This window comes from Kitasatospora sp. NPDC002522 (genome assembly GCF_053595195.1).
The window spans coordinates 49,300-65,933 of sequence record NZ_JBSFXE010000042.1; the positions used below are offsets into that span (position 1 = coordinate 49,300).

A 16,634-nucleotide genomic window follows, 5' to 3' on the forward strand; every position below is an offset into this window, starting at 1 on the left:
TGGTGATCATGATGCACCAGATGCGCGCCGAGACCGGCCCGACCGGCGCCACGGACTCCGTGGTCAGCTGGCACATCGTCCGCAACGCGGACCTGGTCGCCCTGTGCGGCAGGGAACTGGAGGCCGGGGCCCCGGTCCAGGACGCCGCCCGCTGGACCGTCGACCCGGACCACAACTGCCACACCTGCGGGGCCCTCTTCCTCCGCGAGGCTCCCTACCTCCCGGACGAGCACTCCGCCTGACCCGCAACGACGGCCATGAACGCCACCTCCCGCACCACCGAGCCCCGCCCCCCGCGGCCGGACCCCTACCCGGGTCCGGCCGCCGCCGTCCTCCCCCCGCTCTCCCTGCTCGACCAGGTCGCCGACCTCCGCAGCGGCCGCCTCGACCTGCCCACCCACGTGGAGCGGCTGCTCACCCGGATCGACCGCCTCGACCCCGCGGTCCACGCCTTCGTCCCGGAACCGGGCCGCTACCGCCGGCTGGCCGCCGAAGCCCGCGACCTCGCCGCCCGCGACCCCGCCGACCTCCCGCTGTACGGCGCCGCCGTCGGCGTCAAGGACGTCCTGCACGTCGCCGGACTGCCCACCCACGCCGGCTCCGCGCTGCCGCCCGGCGTCCTGGCCGGCCCGGAGGCCGCCGCGGTGACCCGGCTGCGCGCGGCCGGCGCCCTGATCGCGGGCAAGACCGTCACCACCGAGTTCGCCCTCACCGCCCCCGGCCCCACCCGCAACCCCCGCGCCCTCACCCACACCCCGGGCGGCTCCAGCAGCGGCTCCGCGGCCGCCGTCGCCGCGGGCCTGCTCCCGCTCGCCCTCGGCACCCAGACCCTCGGCTCGGTGATCCGCCCCGCCGCCTACTGCGGCGTCCTCGGCTTCCGCCCCACCCACGGCCGCATCCCCACCACCGGCCTGCTCCCGAACTCCCCGACCCTGGACGCCGTCGGCTGCTTCACCGCGGACCTCCCCAGCCTGCAGCTGGCCGCCGCCCTGCTCTGCGACGACTGGTCCCCGCCCGCCGGCGCCCCGAACGCCCAGCCCGTCCTCGGCGTCCCCACCGGCCGCTACCTCGACCAGGTCGACCCCGACGCCCTGACCGCCTTCACCCGCCACCTCGCCGACCTCGGCGTCACCGTCCGCCACGTCGACGCGCTCCCCGACCTGGACGACCTCACGCACCACGCGACCGTCATCCACCACTACGAACTGGCCCACCGCCTGGGCGAGTTGGTCAACCGCTTCGGCGCGCTGCTGCGCCCCGAGACCGCCGCCGCGATCCGCCGCGGTCAGGACGTCGACCGCGCCGACTACCTCGCCGCGCTGGCCGCCCGCGAAGGCTTCCGCCACCGCCTCACCGGCACCATGTCCGACCACCACCTCGACCTCTTCGCCACCCCTGCCGCCCCCGGCCCCGCCCCCCTCGGCCTCGACTCCACCGGCTCCCCCGCCCTCTCCCTCCCCTGGAGCCACGCCGGCTTCCCCGCCCTCACCCTCCCCACCACCCTCACCCCCCTCCCCCTGGGCCTCCAACTCATCGCCCACCCCCACGCCGACGAAGCCCTCCTCCACACCGCCGCCCACCTCCAGCACATGGCCGACTAGCGCCCGCGGGCGGCACGGCGAGGGGTGGAACCGTACGAGTCGGAAGACCCGTCGTCGTACCCTGGCGGGGCAAGCCGTCTCGCGGAGGTGTGTGTCCAGTGGTCGTCAGCTCCTCCACCGACGGGCGGGTCCAGCGGGGTAACGAGACGCGGCGGGCGGTCCTGGGCAGGGCGGTGCAGATCGCGTCCGTCGAGGGCCTCGGCGCCCTGTCGATCGGCCGCCTCGCCACCGACCTCGGGCTCAGCAAGAGCGGCGTCTTCGCGGGCTTCGGCTCCAAGGAGGAGCTGCAGCTCGCCACCGTCCGCGCGGCCCGCCGGATCTTCTACGACAACGTGATCGCCCCGGTCCTCGACCTCCCGGCCGGCACCGGCCAGGTGCTGGCGCTGTGCGAGCGGTGGATCGCGTACTCCCGCGGGCGGGTCTTCGAGGGCGGCTGCTTCTTCTACTCGGTCACGGCGGAGTTCGACGCCCAGCCGGGCCCGGTCCGCGACGCGCTGGCCACCGCCGCCCTCGACTGGGAGGCGCAGATGACCGACCTGCTCCGCGCCGCCGTCGCCACCGGCGACCTCGCCGCGGACACCGACGTCGAGGAACTCGCCCTCCTGCTCACCAGCCTGATGGACAGTGCGAACGTCCACTCCGTGCTGCACGACGACCCGTCCCGCTACGACCGCACCGCCCGCGCCATCCGCCGCCTCCTTCTCCTCGCCACGCCGGCCTAGCCGGGCAGGCCCGTGCAGGTCCGCACCGACGCTCATAAAACTGAACGAACGATCGTGCTAATATCTGCGCATGGCATCCAAAGCCGCACTACCGAGCGCCGCGGCCCGCGCCGCCGTGCGCACCGCGCTGAACGCCACCTCCCTGATCGCCCCCGCCGTCCCGGGCCGGGTGGCCTTCGAACTCTTCCGCCACCCGCTGCGCCGCGGCCGCGTCCGCCCCGCCGAACGCGAGGTGCACGAACGCGCCGCCACCGAGACCCTCGCCGTCAACGGCCGCCGGGTGGTGGCGTACCGGTGGGGCGACGGCGGCCGGCCGGTGCTGCTGCTGCACGGCTGGCAGTCCCGGACCTCGCGCTTCGCACCGTACGTGCAGGGGCTGCTGGACCTCGGGATGAGCCCGATCGGCTTCGACGCGCCGGGGCACGGCGACTCGGGCGGCCGGGCGAGCACGATCCTCGACTACCGGGAGGCGATCGGGCAGCTGGCCGAGCGCCACGGGCCGTTCGAGGCGATCGTGGCGCACTCCTTCGGGGTGTGCTGCGCGTTCCTCGCGCTGCGCGACGGGATCAAGGCGGAGCGCCTGGTGGCGGTCGCGGGGGTGGCCGACTTCGACTTCGTGGTGAACGGCTTCGCCGCCCAACTCGGCCTGAACGCACGGCTGAAGGGCGAACTGGTCCGCCGCACCGAGCAGGTGCTATTCCCCGAGGTCGAGGCACTCTGGCAGCGTTTCGACGCCGCCCACCGGCCCGAGGAGATCGGCGCCGCGATCCTCGCCTTCCACGACGAGGGCGACCGGATGGTCCCGCTCGCGCAGGCGCACCGGCTGCGCGACGCCTACGGCGAGCAACTGCGCCTGATCACCACCCGGGGCCTGGGCCACAACCGGGTGCTGTCCGAGCCGACCGTCGTCGACAACGCGCTGGCCTTCCTCGCCGAACCCGCCCCGGTCCGGGCGGCCTGACGACCACCGGGACACGCCACGGGGCCGGCTCCGCACCATGCGGACCCGGCCCCGGCTGGTACCCCGACGGAGTGTCAGCCCCCGCTCTTGCGGCGGAAGGTGCGCTTGCCGCCCGCCGCCCCGTGGGCGCCGTGGATCTTCGAGTCGCCGCCCGGGCCGCTGCCCGCGCCGCGACCTGATCCGCCGTCCTTGCGCTGCAGGGCGGCGAGGAACTTCGCCTTCACGTCGTCCTGCCCGGCCTCGGCGGGGGTCTCCGCGGGGTCGGCCGAGTCGGCGGATTCGGCGGCGGTTTCGCTGCTCATTGGGGTCCTCCTGGACGGGAGCTGGTGTGCTGGTGCCCACCCTGCCATGCCGGTCGGGGCGGCTGAAGCCCATTTCCCTCCGGTGGAGGGCGCGCGGAGGGGGTGTGGGGGCGGCGTCCTCGCCGGTCAGTGGTGCTCGTCGCGGTAGTGCGGGCCGCCGATCAGGTAGAGCAGCGCCAGGATCGGAAAGCCGATCGAGGCGATCACCAGTACGAAGAACTGCCAGACCATGGGTTCTCCCGACGCGAGTTCCGAGCCTTTTCGCCCATTATGTCTGAATCCCTTCGCGATACCCCCGCGAAGGGATCACGTTCCGACCCCTGTTCCGCGCCCGTGGGCCGGTCGCAGACTGGTGGCCATGCGGGTAGAGCTGGCAGTCGAGGCGCGCCGCCCGGACCGGGCGAACGAGGATTTCGCGGTGGCCACCCCGGAGGCCCTGGTGCTGCTGGACGGTTCCAGCGCCCCGGCCTCGCTGGAGTCCGGCTGCCGCCACGGGATCGCCTGGTACGTGCGCAGACTGGGCGTGCAGCTGCTGGCCCGGCTCACCGACCGCGTCGACCGCGGCATCGCCGAGTGCCTGGCCGACGCGATCGCCGAGACCGCCGCGCTGCACGGCGGGCGCTGCGACCTGGCCAACCCCAACACGCCCGCCGCGATGGTGGTGGCCGCCCGGATCGCCGACGGGGCGCTGGAGTACCTGGCGCTCGGCGACTCGCTGCTGGTGCTGCACCCCGCGGACGGGCCGCCCCGGGTGATCGGTGACAACCAGCGCTGGCCCGGCGCGGACGGCCTGCGCCGGCAGATCTGGTCCACCGTCCCGGGCACCGCCGAACGCGCCGAGCTGTACCTGCGGTACGCCACCGCGGTCCGCGCCGCCCGCAACACCGGCCACGGGCCGTGGATCGCCGCCGCCACCCCGCGCGCGGCCGAACACGCCGAGACCGGATTCGCCGACCTGGCGGTCCTGCGCGGGGTGGCGGCCCTCTCGGACGGTGCGGCCCGCTTCACCGACCGCCTGGGGCTGGGCAGTTGGGCCGACGCCCTACGCCTGCTCGCCGAGGCCGGTCCGGCCGAGCTGATCGCCCAGGTGCGGGCCGCCGAACGCACCGACCCCGACTGCCTGCGCTGGCCCCGGGGCAAGGCCCACGACGACGCCTCGGCGCTCTACGCGCACCTCTGACGCGCCGTCGGCCTGCTGGCGGAGCGTCAGCCCGTGACCGCCGCCGCGAACACGGCGCGCACCGCCGAGCCGTCCGGCGCGGTGTACCCGGCCACCACCTCGCCCGCGGCCGGCTCCCCGGCGCCCGGCGACAGCACCCGCCGCAGCGCCACCCCGGCGACCGACGCCGGGACGGCGCCCACCGCCACCGTCGGGTCGGGCCGGTCGCTCTCGCTCTGCATCTGCGGCTCGGCCTTGCCGCCCAGCAGCGCGGCCAGCTGCTCGCGCACCACCGGGTCGTGCTCGCCGTCGTATATCCAGCGGGTGCCCAGCACGCCGTGCTCGCTGGTGCCGATCAGCGCCTGCGCGGGAGCGCCGTCCAGCGGGGCGCCGCGGTAGGACATCGGCACCAGGTAGGCGGCCCGCCCGTCGGTGACGACCATCAGCTCGATGCCGACCTCGCCCGCCGGATCGTCCAGCCGGAACCCGCCGGCCCGCTCCAACTCCCCGGCGCCGTCGGTCCGGTACCACTCCTGCCGGGGCAGCCAGTCGACCAGCAGCTCCAGCTTGGTGGGCTCCATCGTGGTGCGGTGGATCGTCGCCATCTCAACACTCCCGTCGTCGTACGCGACCTGCCCGCCCAGCCTAGGCAGTGCCGTCCGCCGGGGTAGCGTTACCCGGCGGACGACCGGGCGGAGGCGGAGCGGGGGAGGCGGGGGCCGTGGGCATCAAGCGGGTGACCGAGGGCGTCGGACGGGTGACCGAGGGCGTCGGGCGGCGGGCCGGTGCGGCCCTCGGGGCGGTGTCGGAGGCGGTCGCCTCGGCGCGCACCAAGGCCGGCGGCGACTGGGCGCGCCGGGCCCTGGACACCCACCCGCGACCGGACGTCCCGCCGACCGAGGACTGGGAGGTCTCGCTGGCCGGCCTGGTGGCCCGGCTGCCGCGGGTGCCCGGCCCGGCGGTGAAGCTGCTGCACCTGCTGGACGGCCTCGGCCAGGTGTCGATCGGGCCGGAGCAGGTCGGCTTCGACGGCGAACAGGTCGACTGGAGCCGGGTGCTGGAGATCCGCTGCCACAGCAGCCTGGACTTCCTGCCCGGGGTGGTGGTGGACCGCGAGGTGGACCGGATCCGCGAGCTGTTCCCGCCGGTCCCCGGCCGCAGGTGGCTGGTCACCAAGGCCGTCGAGGCGCTGCTCACGGTGGCGCTGGCGGCCTTCGACGCGGCCGAGCGGCAGGAGCGCGCACTGCCCTGCGAGATCGTCTCGAAGAACCTGATCGGCCGTCCGAAGCCGCTGCCCGGCGGCCTGTTCGCCGCCTCGGTGCTGACCCTGATCCCGGAGGCCGGCGACAGCCTGCTCGCCGCCGCCCGCGCCCGCGGCATCCCGGTCGTCGAGGTGGAGAACACCGACGCGGGCATCCACGCCGAGCGCGCCCAGCAACTGCGCGGCGTCTCGCACCGCGTCGCCGAGACCCTGCGCGGCCTGCGCGCCGACTCCACCGACGAGCCCACCAAGGCCGAACTGGGCGCGGCCGCCCTCGCCGAACTGGAGCAGCTCCGGTCCGAGCAGCCGGGCGAGCCGCGGCCGGAGGACGACGAAGGGGCCCCGGCCGCGGCCGGAACCCCTTCGACGGACTGAACCCCTACGAGCTGACCGTCCGTCAGTTCTCGTCGGCCGGGACGGTGCCGAGCCGGCCGGCCTGGAAGTCCTCCATGGCCTGCTGGAGTTCGCGGTGGCTGTTCATCACGAACGGGCCGTACCAGGCGACCGGCTCACGGATCGGCAGGCCGCCGAGCAGGACGAACTCGAAGGTCTCGGAGCGGGAGTCCTGCTTCTCGTCGGCGCGGACGGTCAGCGTGTCGCCGTCGCCGAAGACCACCGCCTGGCCCATGTGGAACGGGCGGCGCTCGGCGCCCGCGGAGCCGGAGCCGGCCAGGCCGTAGGCGAGGGCGTTGAAGTCCGACCGCCAGGGCAGCGTGACCTGGGCGCCCGGGGTGAGCGAGCCGTGGATCATGGTGATCGGGGTGTGCGTGCTGCCGGGCCCCTGGTGGCCGTCGAGCTCGCCGGCGATCACCCGGAGCAGCGCGCCGCCGTCCTCCGAGGTCAGCAGCTTGATGCTGCCGCCGCGGATGTCCTGGTACTTCGGGGTGATCATCTTGTCCGAGGCGGGCAGGTTGACCCACAGCTGCAGGCCGTGGAACAGGCCGCCGGACATCACCAGCGACTCCGGCGGGGTCTCGATGTGCAGCAGGCCGGAGCCCGCCGTCATCCACTGCGTGTCGCCGTCGGTGATCACGCCGCCGCCGCCGTGCGAGTCCCGGTGCACGAAGGTGCCGTCGATGATGTAGGTGACCGTCTCGAAGCCGCGGTGCGGGTGCCAGGGGGTGCCCTTGGGCTCACCGGCCGCGTAGTCCACCTCGCCCATCTGGTCCATCATGATGAACGGGTCCAGGAACTTGGTGTTGATCTTCGCGAAGGCGCGGCGGACCGGGAAGCCCTCGCCTTCGAAGCCCTCGGGGGCGGTGGCCACGGTCAGGACCGGACGGGCGGTGCTGGACACCGGGTCCGGGGTGGTGACGCGCGGCAGGGTCAGCGGGTTCTCGACGGTCACGGCGGGCATGTCGGCCTCCTTCGGCGGTCTGTGGCCTACGTCCTCCACAGTAGTTCAATTCTCAACCACTCGCAAGGTTGAACATTGAACTATGTGGGCGTATTCCATGCCCGCCCCGCGGGCGGGAGGAGTGGGTCAGCCGTACATCCGGCGCATGGTGAAGTCGACCATCTGCTCGACCGCGCGGGCGTCGAACACCATCCGGTGCTCGCCCTCCATGTCCAGGGCGAAGCCGTAGCCGGTGGGCAGCAGGTCGAGGATCTCGGCGCCGGTGACCGAGAAGTGCTTGGACTCCTTGCCGGCGTACCGCTTCAGCTCCTTGACCGAGCTGAACATCGGGATCACCGGGGTCGGCGTGTTGTGCAGCGCCAGGAAGCCGGGGCGGTCGCCGCGCGGGCAGTACACCTTGGAGGTGATGAAGATCGCCTGGAAGTCCTCCACCGGCATCGCCCCGGTGGTGAAGGCGCGCACCGCGTCGGCCAGTGTGGGAGGCGACGGCTCGGGGTAGAGCGACTGCTGGGCGGCCTGCGGGTCGCCGTACGGTCCGCCGCCGGGCATGCCGGGCATCCCCTGCTGCATCTGCTGCTGGTAGGGGTCCTGGTAGGCGCTCTGCTCGTAGCCGTACACGGGGACAAGGCTATCGGGCCGGGCCCCGGTTGGGGGCGGGTGATCCGCACAATCCGGCCGGGGGCCGCATTGTGGGACGTGACCACGTTCATAGCCGCTTCACCGCCAAGGGCTTGAACAAGTTACCAACCGGTAGCATCATGGGGCGTACTGGTGGGTAAGCGGTGCGCCGTAAGCGGCCGCCCGTGGAGCAGACGAACCGGAGATACGGTCATGGGTCACTACAAGTCCAACCTGCGGGACGTGGAGTTCAACCTCTTCGAGGTGTTCGGCCGCGACCAGGTGTACGGCACCGGTCCGTTCGCCGACATGGACGTCGACACCGCGAAGAACATCCTCAGCGAGATCTCCCGCCTGGCGGAGAACGAGCTCGCGGCCTCCTTCGTGGACGCCGACCGCAACCCGCCGGTCTTCGACCCGGAGACCAGCACCGCTCCGGTGCCGGCCACCTTCAAGAAGAGCTACTCCGCGTTCATGGACGCCGAGTGGTGGCGCCTGGGCATCCCGGAGGGCATCGGCGGTCAGGTCACTCCGTCCTCCCTGGTGTGGGCGTACGCCGAGCAGGTGCTCGGCTCCAACCCGGCGATCTGGATGTACTCCTCCGGCCCGGCCTTCGCCGGCGTCGTCTACGACGAGGGCACCGAGGAGCAGCAGAAGGTCGCCCAGCGCATGATCGACGGCCTGTGGGGCGCCACCATGGTGCTCACCGAGCCCGACGCGGGCTCCGACGTGGGCGCCGGCCGCACCAAGGCGATCAAGCAGGAGGACGGCTCCTGGCACATCGAGGGCGTGAAGCGCTTCATCACCTCGGGTGAGCACGACATGTCCGACAACATCGTCCACCTGGTGCTGGCCCGCCCCGAGGGCGGCAAGCCGGGCACCAAGGGCCTGGGCCTGTACATCGTGCCGAAGTTCGACTTCGACTGGGAGACCGGCGAGCTCGGCGAGCGCAACGGCGTCTACGCCACCAACGTCGAGCACAAGATGGGCCTGAAGGCGTCCAACACGTGCGAGATGACCTTCGGCGCCAAGCACCCGGCCAAGGGCTGGCTGCTGGGCGAGAAGGTCGACGGCATCCGCCAGATGTTCAAGATCATCGAGTTCGCCCGCATGATGGTCGGCACGAAGGCGATCGCCACCCTCTCCACCGGCTACCTGAACGCGCTGGAGTACGCCAAGGAGCGCGTGCAGGGCGCCGACATCTCGCAGTTCCTGGACAAGACCGCGCCGCGCGTCACCATCACCCACCACCCGGACGTGCGCCGCTCGCTGCTGACCCAGAAGGCGTACGCCGAGGGCATGCGCGCCCTGGTGCTGTACACCGCCTCGGTCCAGGACGACATGCTGGCCGCCCGCCTGCGCGGCGAGCACGACGCCGCCGCCGAGCGCCTGAACGACCTGCTGCTGCCGATCGTCAAGGGCTACGGCTCGGAGAAGTCCTACGAGCAGCTCGCCCAGTCGCTGCAGACCTTCGGCGGCTCCGGCTACCTGCAGGAGTACCCGATCGAGCAGTACATCCGGGACGCCAAGATCGACACCCTGTACGAGGGCACCACCGCCATCCAGGGCCAGGACTTCTTCTTCCGGAAGATCGTCAAGGACGGCGGCCAGGCGCTCACCGCGGTCTCCGAGCAGATCCAGAAGTTCCTCGCGACCGCCGAGGGCGGCGAGGCGCTGGCCGCCGAGCGCGAGCTGCTCGCCAAGGCCGCCGGCGACCTGGAGGCGATCGTCGGCAAGCTGCTGGCCGACCTCTCGTCGGTCGAGCAGGACGTCAAGAACATGTACAAGGTGGGCCAGAACACCACCCGCCTGCTGCTGGTCTCCGGCGACGTGGTGGTCGGCTGGCTGCTGCTGCGCCAGGCCGCGGTCGCGCTGGCCAAGCTGGAGGCCGGCGCCTCCGAGAAGGACGTCGCCTTCTACCAGGGCAAGGTCGCCGCGGCCAAGCACTTCGCCCGCAACGTGCTGCCCACCACCGCCCCGCAGCGCCTGATCGCCGAGTCCATCGACAACGAGCTGATGGACCTGGCCGAAGAGGTCTTCTGACCCAGGCGCGGCTGACCGCCCGAGCCAACTGACCCACCCTCACGCACGGGGCCCGGTACACCACCGGGCCCCGCCGCGTTGTGTCGCGCCCCGTTCACCGTTGTGTCACCGTTGCAGACTTCACGCGGTCCTGTCCGTGTACGGGCATATGCTCTGCAGGGGCCGACCCCCCATCAGGCCCGGCCGCCCTCAACCCAGGAGCAACATGTCGACCGCCGCCGACCGAACGGCCTTCTTCGACCGGACGCACACAGACGACCTGGTCGCCTTCCTCGCTGCGTCGCCCTCCCCGTACCACGCGGTGGCGAGCGCGGCCGAGCGGCTTGAGCGGGCCGGCTTCCGCGAGGTCCGCGAGACGGACGCCTGGGACGGCAGCACGGGCGGCAAGTACCTGATCCGCGGCGGCGCGCTGATCGCCTGGTTCCTCCCCGAGGGCGTCGGTCCGGAGACCCCCTACCGGATCGTCGGGACCCACACCGACTCGCCCAACCTGCGGGTCAAGCCGATCCCGGACACCGGCTCGGCCGGCTGGCGGCAGGTCGCCGTGGAGATCTACGGCGGCGTCCCGCTCAACACCTGGCTCGACCGCGACCTCGGCCTCTCCGGCCGGCTCGCGCTGCGCGACGGCACCGCCCGGCTGGTCCAGCTCGACGAGCCGCTGCTGCGCGTCCCGCAGCTCGCCATCCACCTCGACCGCCAGGTCAACGAGGGCCTCAAGCTCGACAAGCAGCGCCATCTGACGCCGATCTGGGGAATCGGCGACACCACCGAGGGCGCGCTGATCGAGTACGTCGCCGAGCGGGCCGGCCTGGCCGCCGCCGACATCGCCGGCTGGGACCTGATGACCCACGACATCCAGCCGCCCAGCTACCTCGGCCGCGACCGCGAACTGCTCGCCGGCCCGCGCCTGGACAACCTGCTCTCGGTGCACGCCGCCACCGCCGCGCTGGCCGCCGTCGCCCAGGCCGGCGGAAAGCTGTCCCACATCCCGGTGCTCGCCGCCTTCGACCACGAGGAGACCGGCAGCGAGTCCGACACCGGCGCGCAGAGCCCGCTGCTCGGAAACGTCCTGGAGCGGGTCTGCTACACCCGCGGCGGCACCGCCGAGGACCGCGCCCGCGCGCTGGCCGGCACCGTCTGCCTCTCCTCCGACATGGGCCACGCCGTCCACCCGAACTACAGCGAGCGCCACGAGCCCGGCCACCACCCGCTCCCCAACGGCGGCCCGATCCTCAAGGTCAACGTCAACAACCGCTACGCCACCGACGCGGTCGGCCGCGCCGTCTTCACCGCCGCCTGCGAGAAGGCCGGCGTGCCGTGGCAGACCTTCGTCTCCAACAACGCGATGCCCTGCGGCACCACGATCGGCCCGATCACCGCGGCCCGCCTCGGCATCACCACCGTCGACTGCGGCATCGCGGCGCTCTCCATGCACTCCGCCCGCGAGCTGTGCGGCGCCGAGGACCCGCACTACCTCGCGAGCGCGATCAAGGCCTTCCTCGAAGGCTGAGCGGGCAACCGAAGGGGCGCGGGGCCTGCGCGAAGCGGAGGACCGCGACCTGGTCATCCCTCGCCTTCGCGCGGCCCCGCGCCCGGCGGTCAGTCCATCCCGGCCAGCACCAGCGGCAGCCGGCCCGCGCCGCCCGCGACCAGCTTCACCGGAACGCCCCAGTCCTGCTGGTGCACGTGGCAGGCCGGGTACTCGATCTCCGGGTCGTCGTCGCAGGACGCCGCCATCGCCGAGACGTGCAGCACGCCCTCGGCCACCGCGTCCGACAGCACCAGCTCGCGCGAGAGCGCGGAGTCCGCGCCCGCGCCGGAGACCAGCAGCTCCGGCGGAGTGGAGCTGACCAGCAGCCGGGTGGACGGGCCGTAGCGCTCGTCCAGCTTCTGGCCGCTGGGCGCGGAGAAGACCACGTCCAGCCGGAAGGCGCCCGGGGCGACCTCGGTGGCGGCGCGCTGGGTGCGGTGCGCCACCGACTCCACCCGCACCGCCTCCTCGGGAAGCCGCAGCCGGGTCAGCCGGTGCCGCGCCGACTCGACCACCACGATGTCGCCGTCCACCAGCACCGCGCCGGACGGCTCGCGCAGGTCGGTGGCGAGCGTGCTCACCTCGCCGCTCGCCGGGTCGAAGCGCCGCAGCGCGTGGTTGTAGGTGTCGCTGACCGCGACCGAGCCGTCCGGCAGCACGGTGACGCCCAGCGGGTGCTGCAGCAGCGCCTGCTCGGCAGCGCCGTCCCGGTGCCCGAAGTCGAACAGGCCGCTGCCGACCGCGGTGTGCACCTCGCCGGTTTCACGTGAAACCCAGCGCAGCGCCGAGGTCTCGGAGTCCGCGACCCACAGCCGCTCGCCGTCCGCGGAGACCGCCAGCCCCGACGGCTGGGCGAACCACGCCTCCGCCGCCGGACCGTCGACCAGGCCCTCGTTGGTGGTGCCCGCCGCCACCGCGACGGTGCCCGCCGCCGGGTCGAACGCCCACAGCTGGTGCACGCCGGCCATCGCGATCCACACCCGGCCGCCGAAGAACGCCACGTCCCACGGCGAGGACAGGTCCACCCCGCGCGCCGTCCCCTCGGTCGGGGAGCCCTGCCACCACTGCTTGCCGGTGCCCGCCAGCGTGCTCACCGAGCCGTCCGCCAGCCGCACCCCGCGCAGCGCGTGGTTCACCGTGTCGGCGACCACCACGTCGTAGCCGAGCTCCAGCTCCGCCGGGACCAGCGCCAGGCCCTGCGGCTCGCTGAACCGCGGCTGCGTCCCGTCGACGAGGCCGCGCACGCCGTCGCCGATCCGCCGCACCACCGTCTCGCCGTCCTCGGCCAGCTCCACCAGCGAGTGGTGCCCCGAGTCCGCGACCAGGTAGTGCCCGTCCGGCAGCCGCACCGCCTTGCCCGGGAAGCGCAGATCCCCCGCCTGCGGCTCCGGCGCCACGTACGGTCCCTCACCGCGCCGCAGCGTCCCCTTCGCCGCGTGCTCGGCCTCCAGCTCCTCCACCAGCTTCGCGATCGCGTGCGCATGGCCCTCGCCCGCGTGCTGCGCGACCACGTACCCCTCCGGGTCGATCACCACCAGCGTCGGCCACGCCCGCACCGCGTACTGCTTCCAGGTCGCCAGCTCCGGGTCGTCCAGCACCGGGTGGTGCACCTCGTACCGGGCCACCGCGTCCACCACCGCCTGGTGGTCCGCCTCGTGCACGAACTTCGGCGAGTGCACCCCGACGATCACCACCGTGTCGCGGTGCTTCTCCTCCAGCTCCCGCAACTCGTCCAGCACATGCAGGCAGTTGATGCAGCAGAAGGTCCAGAAGTCTAGTATCAAAATGCGACCTCGGAAGTCTGCCAGGGACAGATCCTTGCCGCCGGTGTTCAACCATCCGCCCTTGCCCACCAGCTCGGGGGCGCGTACACGTGCACGAGAAGCCATGCCTCCATCAAACCGCACGGGGAGTGTCCGCATTCCGGGCGCGCCTCTCGGCCTGACTCGGCCCCAGTGTTAGCCCAGGGTTACTGGCGTCCCGCGCTCCCACAACTCCTCGGCATGCGCCGCGAATCGGTCGAACATGCCGCCCTCTTGCTGTTGGCGGAGATGCATCATCGGGGAGTCGTGGCCGACGAACCGAGCTAGGTGGGGCGTCACGAGTGCCTGAGAGTCAAAGCGGAACACCGACAGGCTGACATGGTTGGTGGCATCGTCAGCGGCGCTGTAGCGAGCCTCTACGCCCTGCACGCCGCCCAGCTTGGCCAAGTTCTCCAGCGTGATCCGAATCCGTGTGGAGACCGTGAGCGCAACGTCCTCGATCCGCTCCCGCTGCACCGTGGTCTCTCCACCCGGGTCGCCAAGCAGGAAGCGTACGCGGCAACCCGTCGCAGCCTTGGCGCGCAGCGTGCCGAGGAAGTTCGGCTGCTCAAGCCACAGGAAGTAGTTCGTGTATCCCGCGAAGAACAGATCATCCCTCGCGTCACCGATGAGTTGACCCCACGCTGACGACGGGCAAGCGGAGCGGTAGGGGTAGACAGAGACGATCTCTCGATCGGGGCCGGTCTTGATCGCCGACCGAACCACGTTCGGCCACAGCATCTCTTCATTCACCCCTAGCGCTTCACTTACGTCCGCCCGGTTCCGTGGGTGAGGGACCAGGGCCTCATCTGTCAGCCATCGTTCCACCGTCTTAGGTGCCACCCCGACGCGGGTGGCTAGCTGACGGGCACTCAACCGGGCGTCCCCCATAGCGCGGCGAAGACCACTGTTCAAGACATCCCCCGAGACATTTGGGCGTTCTTCGACGCTACCGCCGTGCCGGTCAGCCTGTCTCTGGTTTGGTCGCTGATCTCGCTCGAATGGGCCGGTACACCAGTAAGCGAGCCAGAGACGGACCACAGGAGGCGGGGCAGATCGTGACCGATGTGGAGAGCGAGACAGCGCAGCGACGCACCTGGCGTGCAGAGGCAGAGGCCGCAGCGGACGCCGTAGAGATCGCTTGGAGGCTTGCGGGACTGCCGTGCTCCCCCAACGTGATGCCCGTGACAAGCGGTCGTGGGTTGGACAGCGGGGCGCACGTCTCGCTTGGCGGGTGCAGCGCCACAACTGCCCGCGCGCTGGCGGACGTTCTCACGGAGTACGCCAGGCTGACCGGCCGACTGATCGACGGCGAGTCTCAGCGGCTCATGGCCCGCGTGCTGGCCGAGCACGGCGTGAGGCCCATGCTTCCGAGAGATGGACTGTACGTCGTGCCAAGGGAGTTGAGCGCATGAGCACGGAGCAGTGGCAGCCCGAGGTAGGGCAGCCTGCCTACGATCGTCGGTCCGGTCAGGCGGTCAGTGTCATGGCCGTGCACAGCTTCGGCGTGTTCGTCCGGCCGATCAACGGCGGGCGGGAGATCATCGCCAAGCTTCGCGACCTGTTGCCGCCGGACACCCCCCAGCACCAGCGGGCGGAGTAGCTGATACGCCCCGCCCCTCCAATTTCGCGGAGACGTGTGCGGGCCTGGGGGCATGGGTCCCTTGGCCGTGTGCGTCCAGAGATTGACCCACCCCCGGGCACTCCGGCCGGCTGCCTGAAGCGGTGCAGCGTCGAGAGTCAAGCCCCCGATCTCTCGCTAGGTGTGATGGTCAGTTCGCGCGTGACCTTGCCATTGCCAGCAGGGTGTGGGCTTGCTTCTTCGACTCTGAAGCTCTCGCTGATGACGCTCCGCACGTAGCTAACGTCAGCGTCGTCACCCTCCAGAACAAGCCGAACGGGGCCGACAATCTGGGAGCGGAGAGTCACCTGCCGGGGCGCTGTGTACCGATTGCCCGTGGGGCTATTCACGTGGATGGTCGTACGCCAGTCATCCGGAAGTCCTTGCTGCTCGCGCGCCCCAAGCCAGGGCGGATCCATGGGGAAGGTGTCGCTGATGACCTCATTGACTGCGCCGTACCCTTCTCGGCTGCCCTCTGTGAGCTGAACGACGACCCGGCGGATCTCGTGCGCATCCATGCGACGACTCCAATCCTGCGGTGCCTACCCCCAAGGCTGGTGCGGCGCAGCGGAATGGTCCACTCGGCAGGTTTCGTACCTTGACAGACAGTCACCACGAGGAGTCGTTCCACAAACGATGGTTAGTAGAACGGTCGCGCCGGACCCCCGATCGACCCCCGAGTCTGTTTCAAAAGTCGTTCCAGAACATGCCGCAATCCCTTGACGTTTCGGAACGAGTTTTGGAACGATGGGGGCATGACGACGAACAAGACCAGCGGCCACCTGATCGGCTACCAGCGGGTGAGCACCAACGCCCAGGACGCACAGCTTCAGGCGGACGCACTCAATGAAGCCGGATGCTCACGCGTCTTCGAAGACAAGGCGTCTGGCAAGAACATCGACCGGGCCGGGCTCGCGGCAGCGCTGGACTACATGCGCGATGGTGACGCGCTCTGCGTGTGGAAGCTTGACCGACTTGGCCGGTCCACCAAGGACGTGCTGACCATCGCTGAGGACCTGCATCAGCGCGGAATCAGCCTGCGGATCCTGACCGGCACGTTGGCCGGTAGCTACTCGCCCAAGGGTGAGGGCAAGTTCTTCTTCACGATGATGGTCGCGTTCGCCGAACTCGAACGAGACATGATCGTTGAGCGCACGCGCGCCGGACTGGAAGCCGCCAAGGCTCAGGGGCGGGTCGGCGGACGGCCCAAGGCCATGACGCCGGACATGCTCGCCGCCGCACAGTGCCGGAAGGCCGCCGGAGAGTCCTACGGCGAGATTGCCAGGGCCCTGGGAGTCGGCAAGGGCACCGTCCACCGGGCGCTCACAGCGGAGTAGGGAGCAGCAGCGAGCAAAAACCCCGTGCCAGTTTGGCGGGGGTTTTGTTGTTTTGGGCTGCGAGGGAACAGTGGGGACTTTGCCCCGAGCGAACGTCAGCTGCCCCACCCGCTCCCACCTGCGGTTCCTGACGTACTGACGTTTTTACCCTATGTTCCGTAACACTATAAGAATTTCTATAGCAATACAGGGAACGCCCGTCCGACCGTCATTTCGGCAGCCTGCCAAGGTCCGCACCGGCAGCTTCTTCCCCAGCCTCCTGGAGCGCCGGCGCCGCATCGACCGGGCGCTCTACGCGGTCATCATGGAGGCCTACGTC

The 16,634-nt window shown here is 71.4% G+C and carries 18 protein-coding genes and 1 pseudogene; 12 read left to right on the forward strand and 7 right to left on the reverse strand.

The genetic code is table 11. From position 1 onward, the window contains the following. Nucleotides 1-8 precede the first annotated feature (8 nt). From ACWD4U_RS28505 to ACWD4U_RS28520, 4 genes are all read left to right on the forward strand, one after another. Nucleotides 9-242 (forward strand): hypothetical protein, encoded by a 234-nt coding sequence (locus ACWD4U_RS28505; RefSeq protein WP_363458576.1) that lies wholly within the window; start codon nt 9-11, stop codon nt 240-242. Nucleotides 243-257: 15 nt separating this feature from the next. Continuing rightward, complete coding sequence (locus ACWD4U_RS28510) at nt 258-1,601, forward strand: amidase (protein ID WP_363458577.1); 1,344 nt, start codon at nt 258-260, stop codon at nt 1,599-1,601. A 98-nt stretch (nt 1,602-1,699) separates the two neighbouring features. Beyond that, nucleotides 1,700-2,323, forward strand: coding sequence for a TetR/AcrR family transcriptional regulator (locus tag ACWD4U_RS28515; RefSeq protein ID WP_363458579.1), 624 nt, complete (start codon nt 1,700-1,702; stop codon nt 2,321-2,323). Nucleotides 2,324-2,393: 70 nt separating this feature from the next. After that, complete coding sequence (locus ACWD4U_RS28520; RefSeq protein ID WP_363458581.1) at nt 2,394-3,284, forward strand: alpha/beta fold hydrolase; 891 nt, start codon at nt 2,394-2,396, stop codon at nt 3,282-3,284. A gap of 74 nt (nt 3,285-3,358) precedes the next feature. On the opposite strand, the gene ACWD4U_RS28525 is transcribed toward ACWD4U_RS28520, so the two are convergent. Continuing rightward, nucleotides 3,359-3,586 carry a DUF5302 domain-containing protein gene (locus ACWD4U_RS28525; RefSeq protein WP_363458583.1) on the reverse strand — a complete coding sequence of 76 codons (228 nt, stop codon included), beginning with the start codon at nt 3,584-3,586 and terminating at the stop codon, nt 3,359-3,361. Between the two features lie 358 nt (nt 3,587-3,944). Here ACWD4U_RS28525 and ACWD4U_RS28530 point away from each other — a divergent pair, with 358 nt between their 5' ends. Beyond that, nucleotides 3,945-4,766 carry an integrase gene (locus ACWD4U_RS28530; RefSeq protein WP_363458585.1) on the forward strand — a complete coding sequence of 274 codons (822 nt, stop codon included), beginning with the start codon at nt 3,945-3,947 and terminating at the stop codon, nt 4,764-4,766. Nucleotides 4,767-4,792: 26 nt separating this feature from the next. Here the strand turns inward: ACWD4U_RS28530 and ACWD4U_RS28535 are convergent, their stop codons facing one another. Beyond that, entirely contained in the window at nt 4,793-5,350 is a 558-nt protein-coding gene (locus tag ACWD4U_RS28535; protein WP_363458587.1) for a maltokinase N-terminal cap-like domain-containing protein, read from the reverse strand. 116 nt (nt 5,351-5,466) lie between these two features. On the opposite strand from ACWD4U_RS28535, the gene ACWD4U_RS28540 reads away from it, so the two are divergent. Next, nucleotides 5,467-6,381 (forward strand): hypothetical protein, encoded by a 915-nt coding sequence (locus ACWD4U_RS28540; RefSeq protein ID WP_363458588.1) that lies wholly within the window; start codon nt 5,467-5,469, stop codon nt 6,379-6,381. Between the two features lie 22 nt (nt 6,382-6,403). Here the strand turns inward: ACWD4U_RS28540 and ACWD4U_RS28545 are convergent, their stop codons facing one another. Both ACWD4U_RS28545 and ACWD4U_RS28550 read right to left on the reverse strand, forming a co-directional pair. Then, a complete protein-coding gene (locus tag ACWD4U_RS28545; protein WP_363458590.1) occupies nt 6,404-7,363 on the reverse strand; it encodes a pirin family protein in 960 nt (319 codons plus the stop codon). 126 nt (nt 7,364-7,489) lie between these two features. Then, on the reverse strand, nt 7,490-7,981 hold the full coding sequence (locus tag ACWD4U_RS28550) for an SseB family protein (RefSeq protein ID WP_449787341.1): 492 nt from the start codon (nt 7,979-7,981) through the stop codon (nt 7,490-7,492). Between the two features lie 213 nt (nt 7,982-8,194). Between ACWD4U_RS28550 and ACWD4U_RS28555 the strand changes: the two genes are divergently transcribed. Together ACWD4U_RS28555 and ACWD4U_RS28560 are read left to right on the forward strand one after the other, a co-directional pair. Further along, nucleotides 8,195-10,024 (forward strand): acyl-CoA dehydrogenase, encoded by a 1,830-nt coding sequence (locus tag ACWD4U_RS28555; RefSeq protein WP_363458591.1) that lies wholly within the window; start codon nt 8,195-8,197, stop codon nt 10,022-10,024. A 205-nt stretch (nt 10,025-10,229) separates the two neighbouring features. Then, nucleotides 10,230-11,534, forward strand: a complete 1,305-nt coding sequence (locus ACWD4U_RS28560) for a M18 family aminopeptidase (protein ID WP_363458592.1) — start codon at nt 10,230-10,232, stop codon at nt 11,532-11,534. A gap of 89 nt (nt 11,535-11,623) precedes the next feature. Here the strand turns inward: ACWD4U_RS28560 and ACWD4U_RS28565 are convergent, their stop codons facing one another. Further along, nucleotides 11,624-13,444: an NHL domain-containing thioredoxin family protein gene (locus ACWD4U_RS28565; protein ID WP_363458594.1), complete on the reverse strand. Its 1,821-nt coding sequence runs from the start codon at nt 13,442-13,444 to the stop codon at nt 11,624-11,626. A gap of 69 nt (nt 13,445-13,513) precedes the next feature. Further along, the gene (locus ACWD4U_RS28570) at nt 13,514-14,110 is read right to left on the reverse strand and encodes an XRE family transcriptional regulator (RefSeq protein WP_363458596.1); all 597 of its coding nucleotides are present in this window, start codon (nt 14,108-14,110) and stop codon (nt 13,514-13,516) included. A 305-nt stretch (nt 14,111-14,415) separates the two neighbouring features. Between ACWD4U_RS28570 and ACWD4U_RS28575 the strand changes: the two genes are divergently transcribed. Both ACWD4U_RS28575 and ACWD4U_RS28580 read left to right on the forward strand, forming a co-directional pair. Then, on the forward strand, nt 14,416-14,772 hold the full coding sequence (locus ACWD4U_RS28575; protein ID WP_363458598.1) for a hypothetical protein: 357 nt from the start codon (nt 14,416-14,418) through the stop codon (nt 14,770-14,772). Continuing rightward, the gene (locus ACWD4U_RS28580) at nt 14,769-14,960 is read left to right on the forward strand and encodes a hypothetical protein (RefSeq protein WP_363458600.1); all 192 of its coding nucleotides are present in this window, start codon (nt 14,769-14,771) and stop codon (nt 14,958-14,960) included. The genes ACWD4U_RS28575 and ACWD4U_RS28580 overlap by 4 nt, the downstream gene beginning before the upstream one ends. A gap of 137 nt (nt 14,961-15,097) precedes the next feature. Here the strand turns inward: ACWD4U_RS28580 and ACWD4U_RS28585 are convergent, their stop codons facing one another. Beyond that, nucleotides 15,098-15,496 carry a hypothetical protein gene (locus ACWD4U_RS28585; protein ID WP_363458602.1) on the reverse strand — a complete coding sequence of 133 codons (399 nt, stop codon included), beginning with the start codon at nt 15,494-15,496 and terminating at the stop codon, nt 15,098-15,100. A gap of 237 nt (nt 15,497-15,733) precedes the next feature. On the opposite strand from ACWD4U_RS28585, the gene ACWD4U_RS28590 reads away from it, so the two are divergent. Both ACWD4U_RS28590 and ACWD4U_RS28595 read left to right on the forward strand, forming a co-directional pair. Beyond that, a complete protein-coding gene (locus ACWD4U_RS28590) occupies nt 15,734-16,315 on the forward strand; it encodes a recombinase family protein (protein WP_363458604.1) in 582 nt (193 codons plus the stop codon). 226 nt (nt 16,316-16,541) lie between these two features. After that, nucleotides 16,542-16,634 (forward strand): annotated as a pseudogene (locus tag ACWD4U_RS28595) (transposase); the annotation flags it as partial.